This window comes from Devosia sp. LjRoot16, from assembly GCF_964252795.1.
Taxonomy (GTDB): Bacteria; Pseudomonadota; Alphaproteobacteria; order Rhizobiales; family Devosiaceae; genus Devosia_A.
Genome location: NZ_CAXUPH020000001.1, coordinates 1,045,520 through 1,064,354, shown reverse-complemented (window position 1 = coordinate 1,064,354; position 18,835 = coordinate 1,045,520). Strand labels below are relative to the sequence as shown.

Below are 18,835 nucleotides of genomic sequence, written 5' to 3'. Positions count from 1 at the left end.
CCTTACTTGGCGGGGGCGATCGTGGCGGTTTCGACCGGCTCGACCGACTGATCGAAGTTCAGCTTGTCGGAGGGGCCGTGCTTGATGGTGCGAACCATCAGCCAGACCATGACGATGAGCAGCGCCGTGTAGAGCAGCATGAAGAAGCTCAGCGAGATCACCAGATCCCAGAAGTTGAGCCCCGAGGCGGCGTAGAAGGTGGGCAATACGCCCTCCACCACCCAGGGCTGCCGGCCATACTCGGCGATGAACCAGCCCGCTTCGATGGCGATCCACGGCAGCGGCAGGGCGGCGACGGCTACCCAGAGCAGCCAGCGCGGCTTTTCGATCCGGTGCGTCGAGGCCTTCCAGAACCACAGCGCGAAGAAGGCGATGAAGAAGAAGCCGGCGCCGACCATGACGCGGAAGCTCCAGAACAGCGGCCACACGTCCGGTACCGTATCGAGCGCCGCCTTGGCGATCTCCTCGCCGGTGGCGTTCTCGACATCGGGCCGGTACTTCTTCAGCAGCAGCGCATAGCCGAGGTCGGCTTTGGCGGCGTTGAAGGTGTCGCGCGCCGCGCCGTCATTGCGGTTCGCCTGCAGCGCGTTGAGCGCCTTGTAGGCCTCGACGCCATTGACGACGCGCAGCGCCGCACGCTCGGTGAGCTCGGTAATGCCCGGCAGGTCGCGATCGAGCGAGCGCGTGGTGATGAGCCCGAGCACCCAGGGGAACTGCACTTCGAAAGCCGGGCGGCCATCACTGCCCGGAATAGCGAACAGGGTGAGCGCGGCCGGGGCCGGCTCGGTGTGATACATCGCCTCCATCGCGGCGATCTTCATCTTCTGGTGCTCGGTCGCCACATAGCCCGACTCGTCACCGAGGACGACGACGCTGAGCGCCGAGGCGAGGCCGAAGCTGGCGGCGACGACGATCGAGCGCTTGGCCAGTTCCTGGTGCTTGCCGCTCAACAGGAATATCGCGCTCACCGCCAGGACGAACACCGCACCGCAGACATAGCCGGCCGAGACGGTGTGGACGAACTTCGCCTGCGCCACCGGGTTGAACAGCACCGCCATGAAGTCGGTGACTTCCATGCGCATGGTGTCGGGGTTGAACGCGGCGCCCACCGGGTTCTGCATCCAGCCATTGGCGATGAGGATCCACAGCGCCGAGAAATTGGCGCCCAGCGCCACCAGCCAGGTGACGGCGAGGTGCGCCACCGGCTTCAGCCGATCCCAGCCGAAAAAGAACAGCCCCACCAGCGTCGCTTCGAGGAAGAAGGCCATCAGCCCTTCCATCGCCAGCGGCGCGCCGAACACGTCGCCGACATAGTGGCTGTAATAGCTCCAGTTCATGCCGAACTGGAATTCCATCACCACCCCGGTGGCGACGCCCATGGCGAAGTTGATGCCGAACAGCACCCCCCAGAACAGCGTCGCCTTGCGCCAGACGACGCGTCCGGTCATCACGTAGACGCTCTCCATGATGGCCATCACGAAGGACAGGCCCAGCGTCAGGGGCACGAACAGGAAATGGTACATCGCTGTCGCAGCGAACTGGATGCGCGACAGATCGACGACGATGGGATCGACCATGGGGATGCCTCGTGTTGTCCGGCCCAAGTCTGCACAAACAAGTCTGCACCAGGTGGCCGGCATGCTTGCCGCAGTACATGCATTCGCATCGCATCGCCTTGATCCAGATCAAGGCGATGCGCATGACTATAAGCCAGATTTGGAGACCTTCTCCACACGGTAGGTCAATGGACGATAAGGCGAAAATCGGGGGGCGCTGGCTGAACCGCCTCGCGGCAGCCGACCGGCCACTGCTCGCCGCCGTGCTCGGCCTGCCGCTGCTGGCCGGGGCGCTGCTGGTGGCGCAGGCCATGGTGCTGGCGGGACTGCTGCATCGCGCCATCGTCGAGGGCGCTGGGCTCACGACGCTGCTGCCGCAGCTGGCGCTATTGGCGAGCATCCTCGTCATTCGCATCGCGCTGGGTGGCCTCGGCGAAGTCGCGGCCGTGCGCTTCGGTGAAGCGATCAAGGCGCCGCTGCGCGCCGGGCTGGGCGCCGACCTGCTGCGCCGCGCCCCGACCTGGACCGCCTCGAAGAGCTCCGGGGCGCTGTCGAGCACCGTGCTCGAACAGGTCGAGGCGCTGGACGGCTATTTCACCCGTTACCTGCCGGCCATGCTGCAGGCGGCGATCCTGCCGATCGGCTTTGCCGTCATCGCCTTCTCGGTCGATTGGATCGTCGGGCTGTTGTTCCTGATCTCGGCCCCGCTGATCCCGGTGTTCATGGCGCTGGCCGGCTGGGGCGCCGAAGCCGCGAGCCGCTCGCAGGCCGCCGCGCTGAACCGGCTGAGCGGCCGTTTCGCCGACCGGCTGCGCGGCTTGGTGACGCTGAAGCTGTTCGGGCAGGACGCGGCGGAGACGGCGCGGGTGCGGCTCGCCTCCGAAGAATTGCGGGTGCGCACCATGCGGGTGATGCGCATCGCCTTCCTCAGCTCGGCGGTGCTGGAATTCTTCGCCGCGCTGGGCGTCGCCGGCGTGGCGCTCTATGTCGGGCTGACTTTCCTCGACCTCGTCAACGTCCACAGCACCGAGCTGACGCTCGCCGCCGGAATGTTCCTGCTGCTGATGGCGCCCGAAGTGTACCAGCCGCTGCGCCTGCTGGCGGCGCATTACCACGACCGCGCCTCGGCCAGGGCCGCCGTGGCCGAGATCGAGCGCGAACTCGATGCGCTGCCGGGGGAAGCGACGCCTTTGGTCGCCGTCACCGCGGCTGCCGTCGCGACGGGCGCTGCGACGCTCGAGCTGCGTGCCGTTGCGCTGGACGACCCGACCGGGCGGCCGGTGCTCGCCGCCGCCGACCTCACCCTCGAGCCCGGCGCCCGGATCGCTATCCTCGGCGCCAGTGGCATCGGCAAGTCGACCCTGCTCGAGGCCATTGCCGGGTTGCGGACCTTCAGCGGCGAGATCCGCATCGACGGGCGGGCGCTTGCCGAAATCGCTGAACCGGAGCTGCGGCAGCGCGTCGCCATGCTGGGGCAGCGGCCACGGCTGTTCGCCGGCAGCATTGCCGACAATATCCGGCTGGGGCGGCGTGACGCCGATCATGCGGCGGCGCGGCAGGCGGCGCAGCTGGCGCGGGTCACCGACTTCGCCGACGTCTTGCCCGAGGGGTTGGCGACGCACCTCGGCGAGGACGGGCTGGGCCTTTCCGGCGGCGAGGTCCAGCGCATTGCGCTGGCCCGCATCTACCTGCGCGATCCCGGGCTGATCCTGCTCGACGAGCCGACGGCGCATCTCGATGCCGCGACCGAGGCGCTGGTGCTCGATGGCCTCGCCGAATTCGCCGGTGGGCGCACGCTCATCGTCGCCACCCACGCGCGGGCTGTCGCGGCGCGCATGGACAAAGTGTTCCGCATCGCCGGCGGCAAGCTGCTGCCGGCGCCGAAGCCGGTCATCACCGATCGCAACGTGGGGGCGGCATGAGAGCCATCTTCGCCTTTGCGCCACTGCTGGGGCGGTTGAAGGGCCCGATTGTGCTCACCGTGCTGCTGTCGCTGCTGACGCTGCTCGCCGGCATCGGTCTGCTCGGGCTTTCCGGCTGGTTCCTCACCGCGGCGGCGCTGAGCACGCTCGGCTCGGCCTTCAACATCTTTGCGCCTTCGGCAGGCGTCCGCGGCCTGTCGTTCATCCGTATCCTCGCGCGCTACGGCGAAAAGCTCAGCGGTCACGACATGACGCTGCGGCTGCTGTCCGACCTCAGGGCCTGGCTGTTTGCACGGCTGTTTCCGCTGGTCCCGCTGGCGCGGCGCTTCGGCCGAGGCGACCTGGTCAGCCGGCTGCTCGCCGATGTCGAGGCGCTGGATACGGTGTTCCTCGTGGCGCTTGGGCCGATCAGCACCGCGGTACTGGCCGGCGCCGCGATGACCGTGGCGCTGGCGCTTGCCTTGCCCGGCGCGGCCCTGGTCTATGCGCTGCTGTTCTTTGCCGCGGTGCTGCTGGTGCCGGTGGGGCTGGTGCTGGCCTCGCGCGCTGTCGGCAGCGAGGTCGTCGCGGCTGGCGCGGCGCTGCGCCAGGCCGTGCTCGATGGCGTCGACGGGCACCAGGACCTGGTGCTGTTCGGCGCTACAGGCGAGGCTGCGGCGAGCGCTGCAACCGCATCGGCGCGGCTGGCACAGGCCCGCCGACGGCTTGGCCTGCGCGCCGCGCTGGCTTCGGCGCTGGTGCAACTGCTGGCCGGCGGTGCCCTGCTCGGCACCCTGGTGGCCGGTTTCGCGGCGCTCGAGGCCGGTACGATCGACGGGCCGCTGCTCGCCGGCCTGTTGCTGGCGGTGCTCGCCAGCTTCGAAGCCTCCGCCATGCTGGTGCGCAGCGCCACGCGGCTCGCCGGAGCCGCCGCCGCTGCCGACCGGCTGCAGGCCATCGCCAGCAGCGCGCCCGCCGTCGCCGAACCGGCCGCTCCGCTGCCGATTCCGGCCGGCGGCGATATGCGCTTCGAAGCGGTGCGCTTCGGCTACGACCCGCAGCACCCGGTGCTCGACGGGCTGAGCTTTGCGGTCCGGAGCGGTGAATGCGTCGCCATCACAGGACCGAGCGGCGCCGGCAAGTCGACCATCGCGCAACTGCTGCTGCGGCTGGTCGACCCTGACGCCGGCACTGTGCGCCTCAACGGCAGCGATCTCCGCGAGGTGGCCGGCCCCGAGCTTCGCCAGCGGGTCGCGCTGATGACCCAGGATGCGCCGGTGTTTCTCGACACCATCCGCGCCAACCTTCGCATCGGGCGCGACGATGCCGATGATGCCGCGCTGTGGCGCGTGCTCGAGGTGGTGCATCTGGCGGAGCTCGTTCGCGGCTTGCCCGGGCAGCTCGACGCCGTGGTCGGAGAGGCAGGCCGAACCCTCTCGGCCGGGCAGGCCCGCCGCATCTGCCTGGCGCGCACCCTCCTGTCGCGCGCCGACGTCATCGTCTTCGACGAACCGACCAGCGGGCTCGATGCCGAGACCGAGGCAGCGTTTCTCGCCGAGTTGCCGGAGCTGACCCGCGGCCGCACGGCCATTGTCATTACTCACGCGGTGGTACCGGACGCGTTTGACCGGGTGCTGGAATTGCGGGCAGGGCGGTTAGCGGAGGTTCGCCACCACTGAAAGGCCCAGCTCCGCTTGAGAAAAATCAGGTCGGGAATGGCGTGCCTCCCGCGAACATCGCGCGCGTTGCCCACCCCACCCCATCCCTCCCCGTCAAGGGGAGGGTGCCGGCTGGTGCTTGTGTCGGTATCCAGCCACAAACTCGATGCTCACCTCCCCCTTGACGGGGGAGGCAAGCGAAGCTTGGGAGCGTAGCGATCTAGCGCAGCTCGGAGGGGGTGTGACTTGGCCACGATGCACGCGGCGACCTCGCCACCAGCCCTTCACCTACCCGCAAAGCCCCTGCAACGCCTCGAGGTCCGGCACCTCGACCGTCCGGTTATTGGTAATCATGACCACCCCCGCCTGCCGTAGCTTGGTCAGCTGGCGCGACACCGTCTCGATGGTGAGGCCGAGGAAATCGGCGATATCCGAGCGGCTGAGCGGCAGCTCGAAGCTGATGCCGTCGCTCGCCTCCGCCGCGGGGTCGGCATGCATGGCGATCAGATAGAGGAAGCTTGCGACCTTTTCCTGCGCGGTCTTGCGGCCCAGCGTCACCATCCAGTCGCGCGCTTCGTCGAGCTCGCGCAGCGTTTGCTGCATCAGCCGGTGCTCGAGCGCCGGGGTGCTGGCGATCATCTGTTCGAGCGCCGGCCGCGGGATGACGCAGAGGTCGACCGTCGAAGCCGCCTCGGCGGTGACGACGCTCTCCCGCCCGAACAGCCGGCCGAGGAAATCCGGCGCGAACTGCAGGCCGACCAATTGCTGGCGGCCATCTTCCAGCACCTTGCTGAGCTTGATCACCCCGCGCATCACATTGGCGTAGGCGTGGATCGCCATGCTGTCGCCGATCAGCTCGTCGCCATGCTCGTGCCGTTCCTTGCGGGTGTGGCGGGCGAATTCGATCAGCTCATCCGGCTTCAGCGCACCGCACATGCCTCGGTGACGCGCTTCGCAGCTGCGGCACAGCACGGGGGTCTCGGAATTGTGGATGTCCAGACGCTCGCCCATCGCGGGTGAGCCTTACACCGTCCTGCGGCGTGGCGGATGGTGAGGTTTGTCGCACGCGGCATTCAGTCTCGGGGGGCGGGCCGCGGCGTATTTCGCGTGTACCACATCACCCAGCCGAGCGTGCCCATCAGCAGGCTGAAGGCGGCGAGGACGGCGGTAACGACGATGGCGGCTTCGGGCGGCATATCTATGCTCTCTGCTTGATGCAGAGAGATCACCACGCAACGGTACGCGACGCCTTGATCCAGATCAAAAGCGTCGCGATTTCCGTGGCTTGGACAGAACTGCCGGGTTAGCGCCTCAGCGCGAGAACGGTACCGAAGCCGTCAGCACCTGGCCGGAATTGTTGAACTCGACCTCGAAATCGACGGTGATGGCGTTGCCCTCGAGCAGAATCCGCGAGCCGATGCGCACATCATTGCCGCCGCGATCCTGCTGCTTCTCGCGCAGGTCGAAATTGATCGTGTCGCCTTTAATCTGGCCGACCGCGACGCCGGTGAAGCCGGCATTCGAGCTCATCACCGCCTGGTAGCGCTGCGCCTTGTCGTCGAAGGCGATGGTGCCGCTGACCGACAGGTTCATGTCGATCAGGCTGCACCGGCCGGCATAGTTGATCTTGTTCAAATTGCCCTTGGAAATGCCGAGGCGACATTTGAACGGTTCGGGGTTCTGGCCTCCGACCAGTGCACCCGCTCCCTTCCAGTCGCCCACGTATGACTCCAGGACTTCCACTGGCCCGGAAATCGCCGGCGTCGCCATTCCCGCCAGCGTCATGGCGGTGACGGCCATAGCGGCATGCAGGTGCTGTCTCATCTCGTCCCACGCCCTCCAACGGCGTTCTAGCGTTTAGTAACGCTGAAATCTGTAAGCGGCCGGGTATTCGGTCCGCTTCCATTTTGACTTGCCCGCCCGACGATGCCAGAGATCATGCGGCGGGCAGTAAGAAGCAAGAGCGGCCTGCACATTCTTTTGGTTTGTCCCCTACCGCAAGTCCCAAATGGCCCTAAGTCAAGACCACAGCTCCAGTCCGCGTGTCCCGGCGGCGCAGCCGATCGTTGATGCGTCCGGGGTGAATTACACTCTGGAGGTCGCTTCACAGCCGCTTCACATTCTGAGGAACGTCTCGCTCCGGGTCGAAGCTTCGGAAGTCGCGGCCATCGTCGGGCCCTCAGGCAGCGGCAAGACCTCGCTGCTGATGTTGCTGGCCGGACTGGAGCGCGCCACGTCCGGTAAGGTGGTGGTCGCCGGGCAGGATTTGTCGGGGCTGAGCGAAGACGATCTGGCGGTGTTCCGCCGCCATACGCTCGGCATCGTGTTCCAGAGTTTTCACCTCATCCCCTCGCTGACCGCGCTCGACAATGTCGGGCTGGCGCTCGAGATCGCCTCGCCCGACCTGTCGCTGGCGCAGACCCGCGAGGCCGCCGCGGCGGCGCTCGAGGCGGTCGGGCTCGGCGGCCGGCTGCAGCATCGGCCGGCGGCCTTGTCGGGCGGCGAACAGCAGCGCGTCGGGCTGGCGCGCGCCATGATCGCCAAGCCGCGGCTGCTCCTGGCCGACGAGCCGACCGGCAACCTCGACCAGGAGACCGGCGCGGTGGTGGTCGAGCTGATGTTCGAGTTGGCCCGCCAGCAGGGCACCGCGGTGGTGCTGATCACCCATGATCCGTCGCTGGCGGCGCGCGCCGACCGGGTGTTCACCATGACATCGGGCGAGCTGGTCGAAACCCGTTCGGTCCAAGCCTGATGCGTGCTGTCCTCGCGGCCATCCGCATCGGCCTGCTGGATATGCGCGGTGACCTGCGGCGCTTCGGCCTCCTGATCATCTGCCTCGCCGTCGGCACGGCGCTGATATCAGGCGTCAGTTCGGTCGGCGCCAGCATCCGGCAGGCGGTGGAAGAAAACGCCGCCGTGCTGATGGGCGGCGATGTCGAGCTGTCGCGCGCCGACCGGCAGGCTACCGCCGACGAGCTGGCGCTGATCTCGCGCTTCGGGCGGGTGTCCTATGTCGTCGACACCAATGTGCGCGCCGAAGTCGGCAATCAGAGCGCCTTTGTCGACCTGATCTCGGTGGGCGATACCTATCCGCTGCTCGGCGCGGTCGACAGCCCGCAACTGCCTTCGGGCGAGACGCCGTTTGCCTTCCTCTCCTTCCGCGACGGCAAGTTCGGCGCGCTGGTCAGTCCGCTGATGCTCGACCAGCTCGGCATCAAGGTCGGCGACACGCTCGAGATCGCCGGCACCGAGTTCGTCGCGCGCGGCGCGCTGGGCGGCCTGCCCGATGCCGCCGTACGCGGCTTCCGGCTGGGCCTCCCCGCCGTCATCACCACCGAGGCGCTGGCGGTGCTCTCCGACCGCACCTCGCCGCTCCCGGGGCTTGGCACCTTCTTTCGCTACAAGCTGGTGCTGACCGAGGGCGACGCCGATAGCGGCAAGGCGGCGCTGGAAACCGCCCTCGCCGACCCCAGCTGGACCATCCGCTCGGCTCGCGAGGGCCTCGGCCCCATGGTGCGCTACTACGACCTGTTCATGCGCTTCCTGGTGATCGTCGGTCTCGCCTCGCTGCTCATCGGCGGGGTCAGCGTCTGGACCAGCATTTCGGCCTATGTCGCCGAGCGCGCCAATGTCATTGCCGTGCTGCGCAGCATGGGCGCCGGACGGGCCCGCATCTTCGTGCATTTCTTCTCGCAGATCGCGGCGCTCGCAGGCGTTGGCGTCGGCATCGGCCTCGTCGTCGGCGCCGGCACCGCGCTGGTGGCGCTGCCGGCCATCGGCGCCGCCGTCGGTGTCGAACTGGCGCCGACCCTGCATGTCCAGCCGCTGCTGGTGGCCGCCGGCGTCGGCTTCCTCATCGCTTTCGCTTTCTCCTACCTGCCGCTGCAGCAGGCCCAGACCATTAGCCCGGTGACGCTGTTCCGCTCCAAGGGGCTCGCCGCGCCGCCGATCGACTGGGCCGGGCTGATCTTTTCGGCGCGCATCGTGCCCCTGGTGCTGGCCGCCGCCCTGTTCCTGTGGCTCGCCGTCATCATGACCAACGATTCGATGCTGGTCGCGGCCTTCGCCATTGTCAGCGTGCTGTCGGTGGTGCTGTTCCAGTTTGGCATTTTCCTCGCGCGGCAGGCGCTGCGGAAGTCGCCTGAGCCGTCCAACCGCGTGCTGCGCTACGCGCTGCGCAATATCTCGAGCCCCGGCTCCAACGCCTCCTCGGTGGTGATCTCGGTCGGCCTGGCGCTCGCCATGCTGGTGGTGGTGCTGGTGCTGCAGGTGAACCTCAGGAACGAGTATCTGGGCGCCTCGGTGTTCGACGCGCCGACCCTGGTCGCCTCCGATCTCTTCTCCGACGAGGTCGATACGCTGCAGAAGCTGAAGGACGAAGGCGGCGATATCACCGCCTTTGCCGCAACCCCGATGCTGCGCGGCGCGCTCAGCGCCATCAACGACACCCCGGTGGAGCAACTGCAGCCGCGGGGACCCGAGGCATCGTTCCTGCTCTCGGGTGAGATCCCGCTGACCTTTCGGCAGGTGCTGCCGGCGACCTCGAAGCTGGTGGCAGGGGACTGGTGGCCGGTCGACTACCAGGGGGCGCCGCTGGTGTCGCTGCACCAGAGCCTTCGCGCCGGCCTCGGCATCAAGCTCGGCGACAAGCTGTCCTTCGCCATCTTCGGCGACACCATCACCGCCGAGGTCGCCAATTTCCGCGATTACTCCTGGCAGGGCGGCATCGACTTCCTCGCCACCTTCTCGCCGGGGGTGCTGGACGAGTACCCATCGACGCTGCTGGGTTCGGTGACCGCTGCGGCGGGACGCGAAGAGGCAGTGGAGCGGGAACTCGCCAGCTTGCTGCCCGATGTCCGCTTCATCGCCATCGGCGCGACGCTCGAGCAGATCACCCGGGCCCTGAGCCAGCTGTCACTTGCCGCTTCCCTGGTCGGCGGGCTGGCGGTGGGCAATGGGTTGCTGGTGCTGATCGGCAGCCTCGCCACCGGACGCCGGCAGCGGCAGGCCGATGCGGTGATCTCAAAAGTGCTCGGCGCCAAGCGCTTCGACGTGCTGTCGGTTTCGGTGCTGCACTATGTGCTGCTGGCGGCTTTCGCCGCGGTGCTGGCGACGCCGCTCGGCATCGGGCTCGCCTGGATCCTCACCCTGGTGCTGCTCGAGGTGGAGTTCGCCCTCGATGCGACGACGCTTGCCGCAGTCGATCTCGGCGCCATCGTCATCACCGGCTTCCTCGGCGCCACCACCATTGTCGGCGTGCTGCAGCGGCGCTCAGCCGGCTTTTTGCGCGAGCCGTGACGGGTAGCTGATCGACCGCGATGCTCGATGTGGTCGCCTCCCTCCCCCCGCGGCGCTGCCGCGTCCGCTAGGAGGGGAGGGATTGAGGGAGGGGGTGGTGCGGTGATCACCGATGGACCCCCACCCCCAACCCCTCCCCTCAAGGGGGAGGGGAGCAGAGGGTCCGGTGCAAGTGACCACCGGGCGGTTCCACCAACTCGATGTCATCCCAGCGAAAGCTGGGACCCAACCATCAGCTGGCGCGGGCGGTGAGGATGGGGCCCAGCTTTCGCTGGGATGACATCCGGTGGGGGGAGGTTAAGCGGTGGGTCATTTCGCCGACCCCACCTCCGCCTGAGGGTTCAACTCACCGCCAAGCCTCAAGCCGCGACCGGCTGCCCGGGGACCTGGTCCTGGTCCACGTCCTTTTTCTTCGCCGGGAAGGCCAGCGCCAGGGCGGCGGCGGCGATGCCGATGGCGGCCGAGGCGATGTAGAGCCAGTGGTAGGTGCCGAAGGTATCGTAGAGCCAGCCGCCACCCACCGGGCCGAAGGCCATGCCGATGCTCGAGGTCATCACCATGCCGCCCAGCACCGTGCCCATCACCCGCGGGCTGAAATAATCGCGCGCCAGCACCGAGTAGAGCGGCATCACCCCGCCATAGGCGAGCCCGAGCACCGCCGCCAGCGCGTAGAACTGGGGCAGCTCACTGACATAGATGTAGGTGTAGATGCCGACGGCCTGCAGCACGAGGCCGCCGACGATCACCTTGCGCACGCCGAGCCGGTCGGCGAGGACGCCGAAGATCAGCCGGCCGAACAGCCCGGCAAGGCCTTCGACGCTGTAGATGCTGGCTGCCGCCAGCGCCGAGGCGCCGCAGATCATGGCGTAGCTGACGGTGTGGAAGATTGGGCCGGAATGCGCCGCGCAGCAGAGGAAGAACACCGAAGCGAGGACGACGAACTGCGGCGTGCGCAACGCCGACCAGCCGGTCGAGGCTTGCTTGGGTTGCGCCGCGGCGCTCGGGGTCGGCGCGGGTTCGGTCAACGTTGGAGCGCGGCGGATCAGCAGCGCCGCCGGCACGATGACGATCAGCGCGCCGATGGCGATGGATAGCATGGCGCTGCGCCAGCCAGTGGCCTCGATCAGGTAGCTGGCGAACGGGGTGATCACCATCGGCGCAATGCCGCCGCCGATCGATACCAGCGACACCGCCAGGCTGCGGTTCTTGTCGAACCAGCCCAGCGTCGTCGAGATGATCGGCGCGAAATAGGCGCCGCCTGCCGCGCCGACCAGCCCGCCATAGGCGAACTGGAACACCAGGAGGTCGCTGGCCTGGCTGCCGAGCAGCAGTCCGGCCCCGAGCAGCACGGTCGCCATCAGCACCACCGGCCGCGCCCCGATGCGATCGCTCAGCGTTCCCCAGCCAAAGCCGGAAACGCCCATGACGATGAAGCCGACGGTCATCGCCGCCGAAATGCCGGCGCGGCTCCAGCCGGTATCCTCAGCCATCGGTTGCAGGTAGACGGGCAGGGCGAACATCGCCCCCATTGCCACACAGGTGATCAGCGCGCCTGCCGCGACGACGACCCAGCCATAATGCTTGCTCATTGTTCCGTCCCTCAGGATATATCCTGCCATCTAGACGAGCGGCGGCGGCGCCATTCGACAGTGCGACGCAAAATATCTGCCGCGACATCATCGCCACAACCGCTTGCATATTGCAAGTTGTATACCCAGCTACAAACTGCTTGTAAACTGCAAGTGGAATGCCGAAGACGTCTATGGTCAGGAGCCGTGCCTGTGGATCGCCGATCCGGATGCCCCATTAACCTCTCCGTCGAAGTGCTGGGCGATCGTTGGAGCCTGGTGGTGCTGCGCGACATCATGTTCGGCAACTTCCGCACCTATGGCGAGCTGCATGGCAACTCGCTCGAGGGCATCGCCACCAACATCCTCGCCAGCCGGCTGAAGCGGTTGATGGAGGAGGGGCTGGTGACCGCCGCTGCCGACCCCAATCACAAGCAGCGCACCATCTACAACCTGACCGAAATGGCCATCGCGCTGGTGCCGGTGATGGTGCAGCTGGGCGCCTGGGGGGCGCAGTTCCTGCCGGCGAGCCCGCAGCTTTCAGCCCGCGCCATCGCGCTGGCTCAGGGCGGGCCGCAGATGGCGGACGACTTCATGGCCGAACTCCGCCACCTGCACCTGGGCGCCCCCAAACCGGGGCGCTCGGTGCTGGCGGAGCTCGAAGCCGCCTATCAGGCTGCGGCTCAGAAGCCGTAATTCACCCCGAGCTTGACGATGTGCAGGTCCTGCTGCGCATCGAGGCTGCCGCCGGCATAGTTGAGCTCGGCGCCGAGCGCCACGAAATCATACTCGATGCCGGCCGTGGCGTTTTCGCTGAAGGCGAACTCGGTGCCGAGCCCGACGGTCCAGCCGGTCGCGACCGCGTCAGCGGACTCCGGCGGCGGCGCCGGCAGCGGCGCAGTGGGAGTGAGCGTCGAGCGCACCCCACCGGCGGCGAGCCCGCCCTTGGCATAGAGCAGCAGCGTATCGGCGGCGTAGCCAACGCGACCGGTGACGGTACCGAGCCAGTCGATATCGTAGCTGTAATCGAGGCTGTTGGCGCCGACGGTGGTCGAGCCGTCGCCGCCGATCCAGCTCTTCGCCAGGTCCGCCTCGGCGCCGAATACCAGCACCCCCGCCTCGGCGTTGAAGCCGGCCCGCACGCCGGCGAGCCAGCCGCCGGCCGCGAGGTCGAGCGGGTCGGCGAGACCGCCCGGTTCATCCAGCGTGACGTCGCTACTGCCGGCGCCGCCGAACAGGCCGGCATAGGCGCCGGACCAATCGTAATCCGCCGCCGCGGCGATCGCTTCGGGATCATCGACGATCAGATCGGCTGCCGCAGCCGTTCCGCCCGCCATCCCGAAAACGGCAAGCAGCATGAGCGCAGAAATTCGCATGGTGTGGCCCCCCATCAGTTCGCGCCAAGCGAACCTACGGGTAACTGCGTGATGTGGGCGTCATGTGTTGGGGAGTGGGGAGTTGCTGGAGGCAGTCTTGAGGTTTGTGCTCGTGGCTCACCCCCTTCCCAACCTCCCCCACAAGGGGGGAGGTGCCGTACTGTGCGTGGGGCACGAGGCAGCCCAATCCACCAGCCCCACCTCCCCCTTGATGGGGGAGGCAAGCGAAGCTTGTCGCTTCAGCGACTTAGCGAAGCTAGGAGGGGGTGGGGCCGCAGGCCGTGCGCTCGAGGGCCGAAATCTCAAGCCCCAGTAACGCGCCAGATTACGTCGCCGACGTCGTCGGCCATCAGCACGGCGCCATCCTTGGCGATCACCACGCCGACCGGGCGGCCATAGGAGTCCTTTTCGTCGGGCGACAGGAAGCCGGTGAGGATGTCGCGCGGCGTGCCCGTGGGCTTGCCGTTGGCGAACGACACGAAGGCGAGCTTATAGCCCGAGAGCGTCGAGCGGTTCCACGAGCCGTGCTGGCCGATCGCCATGCCGTCGCCAAAGCCGGGGAGCGTGCCCTCGGGCAGCCAGCAGAGGCCGAGCGAGGCGGTGTGGCCACCCAGCGCGAAGTCGGGCGCGATGGCGGTCGCCACCTTCGCCGGATCCTGCGGCACGCGATCGTCGACGATCTTGCCCCAGTATGAATACGGCCAGCCGTAAAAGCCGCCGTCCTTGACCGAGGTCAGGTAATCGGGCGGCGTCTCGTCGCCGATGCCGTCGCGCTCGTTGACCACGGTGAAGAGCTCACCCGTCGTCGGCTCGAACGCCAGGCCCACCGGGTTGCGGAGGCCCCCGGCGAAGAGGCGGCTTCGGCCGGTCGTGAGGTCGAGCTCGAAGATACAGGCGCGGCCTTCTTCGACCGCCATGCCGCTGTCGCCGATATTGGATTGCGAACCGACGCCGACATAGAGCTTGGTCTGGTCCTTGCTGGCGAGGAGGCTCCGCGTCCAGTGGCCGCCCGGCTTGGTCGCCATCAGCTTCTTGCCGCTTGCGGTGATCTTGGTGTCGCCGACCGTGAACGGGTAGGCGTAGACGCCATCGGTATTGCCGACATAGAGCGTCTCGCCGATCAGCTGCATGCCGAACGGCTGGTTCAGGCCTTCGAGCAGCGTGTGCTGCTGTTCGGCGACGCCATCGCCATCGGCATCACGCAACAGCGTAATGCGGTTGGGGCTCTGCCCGACGGCGGCAGCGCGCCGCATGGTGGTGAAAATGGCGTAGTCGAACGGCGTCTTGATGGCGCCGCCCGGGGTGCTCAGCGCCTCGGCCACCAGCACGTCGCCATTGGGCAGCACATGCATCCAGCGCGGGTGCTTCAAGCCACGGGCGAAGGCGTTGACCTTGAGGCCGGCGGCAGCGGTCGGCTTGTGGTCGCCCGACCAGCCGCGTGCCGTCGGCATCTTAAGCGTCGGGATCGCCTGCGGGCGCGCCGCGGGGATATCGGGCGTGCTGCCGTAGAGTGGGCTGCGCTTCGGTTCGTTGAAGCTGCGCGCCAGGATCGCCCCGGCGCCAACCCAGGCAACCACGCGGGCATAGATATCGGCAAAGCTCATGCTGTCCCTCTAGAGCGTTTTCAGGAAAAGTTGTGAGACTTTTCCGGTTCGAAAGCGCGACAAATCAAAGACCCTATTTCGTGGGTGCGCACCTCAGGCGCGCACCATACCAGCCGCATACTTGCCTCCGGCATGGAAGGCAATCTTGCCTTAGTCGATCCCGGCGGCCTTGAGGTCGGCCCACAGATTATCCTCGGGCACGTAGCCGATCCACTCCCGCGCCTCTTCGAGATCCCAGGCCATGCCGGTATTGTTCGACATGCCGGAAACGACGATCGCCGGGGCCGGCCACTTGCTGGCGTCGGCGCGCAGCGCCGCCACCATCAGCCGGTTGTGGTCGCCATTCGACAGCCACATGTTGCGGTACCACAGCCCATTGCGCTTGATCACCGCCTGGTCGGTTTCGCCGCGGTCGCCACCGCCGCTGCCGGCAATGGTGGTGGCGAGGTTCTCGCCGCGCTGGCACCAGCCGATGCGGGTCGAGACGGCGGTGATCCGGCCATTGGTGGCAGCAGCCCGGGCGGCGCAGACGCGCTCGCCCAGCGCCTTGGTGGCGCCATAGGCCGAGCCCCACTTGTAGCCGTCGTCATAATAGCGCGTGCCGCTGATCTGCGGCGTCGACATCCGGAGCTTGCCGTCGGCCGGCAGCGGCGCATCCTTGTAGCCGCCCATGGCGTGGTTGGACGAAGCGAAGATGAAGCGGCAGGGCTTGCTGCCGCCGCCTGCCTGCTCGAGCAGGTTCGCCGTCATGTCGAACGAGGCGGCCGATTCGGCCCAGCTCGAGTTGGGCGCCGGGTTGGCCGAGGCATAATGGACGATGCCGTCGGCGGCCTGCGCCTCCCTGCGCCAGCGCTCGTCATAGGGGTCGGCGAGGTCGGCAACCACCACCCGGGTCTTCTTGCCCGCCGTGAACGGGGCGACGTCGATGGCGACGATCTCCTCCACCCAGTCGGCCGTTTCCAGGTGCTCCCGGAGCTTGCTGCCCAGGTTTCCGGCGCCCCCGGTAATCACTACCCGCATAGTCGTTCCTCCTCAGACGGGGCTGCCCCCGTAATCTCGATGTCGCGTATAACACCCCCCGCGTCAGTCGCTACAGTGGAGTGTGCATCATGCAGATCGGTATTGTCGGGTTAGGCCGCATGGGGGGCAATATCGCCAAACGGCTGATGCGCGCCGGGCACGATGTCGCCGTCTACGATATCGACGCCAATGCCCGCGCCACGCTCGGCAATGACGGCGCCCGGCCGGCCGAGACGCTCGAGGCGCTGGTCGCCTCGCTGACCGAGGCCCCGCGCGCCATCTGGGTGATGCTGCCGGCCGGCAAGATCACCGAGGGCACCATCGCCCATCTCGCCTCCTGCCTCGCGCCCGGCGATATCCTGATCGACGGCGGCAATTCCTACTACAAGGACGATATCCGCCGCGCCGCCGAGTTGCAGAAGACCGGCATCCGCTATGTCGATGTCGGCACCTCCGGCGGTGTCTGGGGTCTCGATCGCGGCTATTGCCTGATGATCGGTGGCGAAAAGGCCGCGGTCGACCATCTCGACCCGATCTTTGCGGCGCTCGCCCCCGGCAAGGGCGAGATCGAGGAAACGCCCGGCCGCGGCAGCCTCGATCCGCGCGCCGAACAGGGTTACATCCACGCCGGGCCGGCCGGCGCCGGGCACTTCGTCAAGATGGTCCATAACGGCATCGAATACGGCATGATGCAGGCCTATGCCGAGGGTTTTAACATCCTCGAAAGCAAGAACGCCGAAGTGCTGCCGCCGGGCGAACGCTTCGAGCTCAACGTCGCCGATATCGCAGAAGTCTGGCGCCGCGGCTCGGTGGTCACCTCCTGGCTGCTCGACCTCTCGGCCATCGCGCTGGCCAAGGACCCCAAGCTCGAAGCCTTCTCCGGCCACGTCGCCGATTCCGGCGAAGGCCGCTGGACGGTGGAAGCCGCGATCGAAGAAGCCGTACCGGCCGAGGTGCTGACCGCCGCCCTGTTCACCCGCTTCCGCTCCCGGCAGGAGCACAACTTCGCCGAAAAGATGCTGTCGGCCATGCGGCTCGGGTTCGGGGGGCATAAGGAACAGAGCTAGGGGACTCTGCCGGGAAAGCGCACAGTTTTCTCCACCCACTCGGTGTCATCCCAGCGAAAGCTGGGATCCAACTCGCAGCCCGTGCCTGCTGATGGATGGGTCCCAGCTTTCGCTGGGATGACAGCCGGTGGGGAGGCGAGAGCGCAGACCGTCTACGACATGCTCTACCTGCGAGCCTCAGCGCAACCGCTGAAAGCATGCCCTAAGGCGTCTTATCCGCCATCGCCGTACAAAGCTGCGCAACGGCCCTGAGCTGCGTGCTCTGCTCCGGCGTCGGGTTCGTCGCCGCGACCGCTTCCCAGAGGTTGCCGGTTTCCACCTGCTCGACGGCGCAGCCGCAATAGCGCTCGCAGCGGGCGAGGTCGGAGCCGGTGCCGAGGCAGGCGGCGTTGCAGCTTTTGACGAAATCCTGGCCGAGGCTCAGCACCGGCGGCGCCAGCACCGGCGCCTGCAGCTGCGCCAGCCCGAAGAGCACGCCGATGATCAGCGGCTGGTGCACGACATAGATGGGCAGGCTCCAGCGGCCCATCCATGCCAGGCCACGCGCCAGCGGCTCATTGCTGTGGAAGTGCCCCAGATCCTCGCCGAGCGGCGACGCGAGGATGTCCCGCATCGCCGCGATGCCGAGCAGCACCACGCCGAACCACGGGAAGATCGGCACCACGTCACTGGTCGGCGGTGAAGTCGGCCAGAAGCCGATCCAGCCGAGTTCGCGGCTCGAGAACATCGGATCGTTGTAGACGAGGTTGGCCACGATAATCGCGATGCCGATGGCCGCCACCAGCCGCGGCGGCAGCCTGAGGAAGGCGAGGCCCATCAGCGAGAACAGCGCAATGGCATGCAGCACGCCGAAGAACACGAAGAAATCGGGGAACATCCAGTAGGTCCCCGCCGTCACCAGCAGCGCGCAGCCGACGACAATACCGAAGCGGCGCCAGAACTTGTTCCAGCGGATGGCTTTGCCGTGCGCCAGCACCAGCCCGGCGCCGACCAGCAGCAGGAAGCTCGAGAGGATCGTCTTCTGGAACAGCACCCAGCCGAACACCGTGGTGACGTCGACGTTCGAGTAGCCGAAATAATAGAGGTCCCAGGCGATGTGGAAGATGACCATGGCGATGATCGCCACGCCGCGCAGCAGATCGAGCAGCTGGTAGCGGGGCCGCTGCCCGCTGCTCACGTCACGACTCACCTGCTGCAACTCCCGCTCGTCTGCGGCGACCATAGTGGAACGCTCACCGCGCGCTCAAGGCTACAAGGGCACCGCATGGTTCAGTCGTCGCTCCCCTCCCCCTTGAGGGGAGCCACAAAGCCAGCGTGCTAACCGCGGCCGCGATAGCCCGGCACGCCCTGTTCGGGCAGCCAGAGGTTGGCCGGCGCCGCGCCGGTCTGCCAGAACACATCGATCGGGATGCCGCCACGCGGGTACCAGTAGCCGCCGATGCGGAGCCAGCGTGGCGCCAGCGCCTCGACCAGGCGCTTCGCTATCTCCACCGTCGTCGCCTCGTGGAAGGCGCCGTGGTTGCGGTAGGAGAACATGAACAGCTTCAGCGATTTCGACTCGATCATCCACTGGTCGGCGACATAGTCGATGACCAGATGGGCGAAATCCGGCTGCCCGGTGATCGGGCAGAGCGCGGTGAATTCCGGCACGGTGAAGCGGATCAGGTAGTCGATATCGGGATGGGGGTTGGGCACCCGGTCGAGCACGGCGCTGCCCGGGTCGAGCGGCATCTCGGCCGGGCGGCCGAGGACGGACGTATCCATAGGTGTCTCCTGAGGTCGGGCCC

At 67.4% G+C, this 18,835-nt stretch carries 16 protein-coding genes; 6 read left to right on the top strand and 10 right to left on the bottom strand.

All coding sequences use genetic code 11. The features are described 5' to 3' along the window. Positions 1-2 precede the first annotated feature (2 nt). Entirely contained in the window at positions 3-1,577 is a 1,575-nt protein-coding gene (locus ACSQ23_RS04985; RefSeq protein ID WP_436089941.1) for a cytochrome ubiquinol oxidase subunit I, read from the bottom strand. Between the two features lie 167 nt (positions 1,578-1,744). Here ACSQ23_RS04985 and cydD point away from each other — a divergent pair, with 167 nt between their 5' ends. Both cydD and cydC read left to right on the top strand, forming a co-directional pair. Beyond that, positions 1,745-3,478, top strand: a complete 1,734-nt coding sequence (gene cydD, locus ACSQ23_RS04980) for a thiol reductant ABC exporter subunit CydD (protein WP_436089940.1) — start codon at positions 1,745-1,747, stop codon at positions 3,476-3,478. Next, complete coding sequence (gene cydC, locus ACSQ23_RS04975) at positions 3,475-5,136, top strand: thiol reductant ABC exporter subunit CydC (protein WP_436089939.1); 1,662 nt, start codon at positions 3,475-3,477, stop codon at positions 5,134-5,136. Before cydD ends, cydC begins: the two co-directional genes overlap by 4 nt. A 267-nt stretch (positions 5,137-5,403) precedes the next feature. Here the strand turns inward: cydC and ACSQ23_RS04970 are convergent, their stop codons facing one another. The 3 genes from ACSQ23_RS04970 to ACSQ23_RS04960 form a co-directional block, all read right to left on the bottom strand. Beyond that, a complete protein-coding gene (locus ACSQ23_RS04970; RefSeq protein ID WP_436089938.1) occupies positions 5,404-6,126 on the bottom strand; it encodes a Crp/Fnr family transcriptional regulator in 723 nt (240 codons plus the stop codon). Between the two features lie 62 nt (positions 6,127-6,188). Then, a complete protein-coding gene (locus ACSQ23_RS04965) occupies positions 6,189-6,311 on the bottom strand; it encodes a hypothetical protein (RefSeq protein ID WP_282569852.1) in 123 nt (40 codons plus the stop codon). A 115-nt stretch (positions 6,312-6,426) separates the two neighbouring features. Further along, positions 6,427-6,939: a heme-binding beta-barrel domain-containing protein gene (locus ACSQ23_RS04960; protein ID WP_156384488.1), complete on the bottom strand. Its 513-nt coding sequence runs from the start codon at positions 6,937-6,939 to the stop codon at positions 6,427-6,429. A gap of 256 nt (positions 6,940-7,195) precedes the next feature. On the opposite strand from ACSQ23_RS04960, the gene ACSQ23_RS04955 reads away from it, so the two are divergent. Both ACSQ23_RS04955 and ACSQ23_RS04950 read left to right on the top strand, forming a co-directional pair. After that, a complete protein-coding gene (locus ACSQ23_RS04955) occupies positions 7,196-7,867 on the top strand; it encodes an ABC transporter ATP-binding protein (protein ID WP_436089937.1) in 672 nt (223 codons plus the stop codon). Next, positions 7,867-10,413, top strand: coding sequence for an ABC transporter permease (locus ACSQ23_RS04950; protein ID WP_436089936.1), 2,547 nt, complete (start codon positions 7,867-7,869; stop codon positions 10,411-10,413). The genes ACSQ23_RS04955 and ACSQ23_RS04950 overlap by 1 nt, the downstream gene beginning before the upstream one ends. Before the next feature lie 359 nt (positions 10,414-10,772). Here ACSQ23_RS04950 and ACSQ23_RS04945 read toward each other — a convergent pair whose 3' ends face one another. After that, positions 10,773-12,002: an MFS transporter gene (locus ACSQ23_RS04945; RefSeq protein WP_436089935.1), complete on the bottom strand. Its 1,230-nt coding sequence runs from the start codon at positions 12,000-12,002 to the stop codon at positions 10,773-10,775. Positions 12,003-12,188: 186 nt separating this feature from the next. Between ACSQ23_RS04945 and ACSQ23_RS04940 the strand changes: the two genes are divergently transcribed. Continuing rightward, the gene (locus ACSQ23_RS04940) at positions 12,189-12,677 is read left to right on the top strand and encodes a winged helix-turn-helix transcriptional regulator (RefSeq protein ID WP_436089934.1); all 489 of its coding nucleotides are present in this window, start codon (positions 12,189-12,191) and stop codon (positions 12,675-12,677) included. Here ACSQ23_RS04940 and ACSQ23_RS04935 read toward each other — a convergent pair. The 3 genes from ACSQ23_RS04935 to ACSQ23_RS04925 all read right to left on the bottom strand — a co-directional run bounded on the left by ACSQ23_RS04935 (position 12,665) and on the right by ACSQ23_RS04925 (position 15,981). Next, positions 12,665-13,357: an outer membrane protein gene (locus ACSQ23_RS04935; RefSeq protein WP_436089933.1), complete on the bottom strand. Its 693-nt coding sequence runs from the start codon at positions 13,355-13,357 to the stop codon at positions 12,665-12,667. The genes ACSQ23_RS04940 and ACSQ23_RS04935 overlap by 13 nt on opposite strands. A 302-nt stretch (positions 13,358-13,659) precedes the next feature. Beyond that, on the bottom strand, positions 13,660-14,961 hold the full coding sequence (locus ACSQ23_RS04930; protein ID WP_436089932.1) for a PQQ-dependent sugar dehydrogenase: 1,302 nt from the start codon (positions 14,959-14,961) through the stop codon (positions 13,660-13,662). A 150-nt stretch (positions 14,962-15,111) separates the two neighbouring features. Then, positions 15,112-15,981 carry an NAD-dependent epimerase/dehydratase family protein gene (locus ACSQ23_RS04925; protein ID WP_436089931.1) on the bottom strand — a complete coding sequence of 290 codons (870 nt, stop codon included), beginning with the start codon at positions 15,979-15,981 and terminating at the stop codon, positions 15,112-15,114. A gap of 89 nt (positions 15,982-16,070) precedes the next feature. Between ACSQ23_RS04925 and gnd the strand changes: the two genes are divergently transcribed. Beyond that, positions 16,071-17,048, top strand: coding sequence for a phosphogluconate dehydrogenase (NAD(+)-dependent, decarboxylating) (gnd, locus tag ACSQ23_RS04920; protein WP_436089930.1), 978 nt, complete (start codon positions 16,071-16,073; stop codon positions 17,046-17,048). A 202-nt stretch (positions 17,049-17,250) separates the two neighbouring features. On the opposite strand, the gene ACSQ23_RS04915 is transcribed toward gnd, so the two are convergent. Both ACSQ23_RS04915 and queF read right to left on the bottom strand, forming a co-directional pair. Beyond that, the gene (locus ACSQ23_RS04915; RefSeq protein ID WP_436089929.1) at positions 17,251-18,270 is read right to left on the bottom strand and encodes a heparan-alpha-glucosaminide N-acetyltransferase; all 1,020 of its coding nucleotides are present in this window, start codon (positions 18,268-18,270) and stop codon (positions 17,251-17,253) included. 95 nt (positions 18,271-18,365) lie between these two features. Continuing rightward, a complete protein-coding gene (queF, locus tag ACSQ23_RS04910; protein WP_436089928.1) occupies positions 18,366-18,812 on the bottom strand; it encodes a preQ(1) synthase in 447 nt (148 codons plus the stop codon). Positions 18,813-18,835: the final 23 nt, after the last annotated feature.

Excerpts from the sequence above, each read along its gene's own strand:
- cydD (WP_436089940.1), top strand. The coding sequence starts at position 1,745 with ATGGACGATAAGGCGAAAATCGGGGGGCGCTGGCTGAACCGCCTCGCG.
- cydC (WP_436089939.1), top strand. The coding sequence starts at position 3,475 with ATGAGAGCCATCTTCGCCTTTGCGCCACTGCTGGGGCGGTTGAAGGGC.
- ACSQ23_RS04930 (WP_436089932.1), bottom strand. The coding sequence starts at position 14,961 with ATGAGCTTTGCCGATATCTATGCCCGCGTGGTTGCCTGGGTTGGCGCC.
- queF (WP_436089928.1), bottom strand. The coding sequence starts at position 18,812 with ATGGATACGTCCGTCCTCGGCCGCCCGGCCGAGATGCCGCTCGACCCG.
- ACSQ23_RS04915 (WP_436089929.1), bottom strand. The coding sequence starts at position 18,270 with ATGGTCGCCGCAGACGAGCGGGAGTTGCAGCAGGTGAGTCGTGACGTG.
- ACSQ23_RS04925 (WP_436089931.1), bottom strand. The coding sequence starts at position 15,981 with ATGCGGGTAGTGATTACCGGGGGCGCCGGAAACCTGGGCAGCAAGCTC.
- ACSQ23_RS04935 (WP_436089933.1), bottom strand. The coding sequence starts at position 13,357 with ATGCGAATTTCTGCGCTCATGCTGCTTGCCGTTTTCGGGATGGCGGGC.
- ACSQ23_RS04945 (WP_436089935.1), bottom strand. The coding sequence starts at position 12,002 with ATGAGCAAGCATTATGGCTGGGTCGTCGTCGCGGCAGGCGCGCTGATC.
- ACSQ23_RS04970 (WP_436089938.1), bottom strand. The coding sequence starts at position 6,126 with ATGGGCGAGCGTCTGGACATCCACAATTCCGAGACCCCCGTGCTGTGC.
- ACSQ23_RS04985 (WP_436089941.1), bottom strand. The coding sequence starts at position 1,577 with ATGGTCGATCCCATCGTCGTCGATCTGTCGCGCATCCAGTTCGCTGCG.
- ACSQ23_RS04950 (WP_436089936.1), top strand. The coding sequence starts at position 7,867 with ATGCGTGCTGTCCTCGCGGCCATCCGCATCGGCCTGCTGGATATGCGC.
- gnd (WP_436089930.1), top strand. The coding sequence starts at position 16,071 with ATGCAGATCGGTATTGTCGGGTTAGGCCGCATGGGGGGCAATATCGCC.
- ACSQ23_RS04960 (WP_156384488.1), bottom strand. The coding sequence starts at position 6,939 with ATGAGACAGCACCTGCATGCCGCTATGGCCGTCACCGCCATGACGCTG.
- ACSQ23_RS04965 (WP_282569852.1), bottom strand. The coding sequence starts at position 6,311 with ATGCCGCCCGAAGCCGCCATCGTCGTTACCGCCGTCCTCGCCGCCTTC.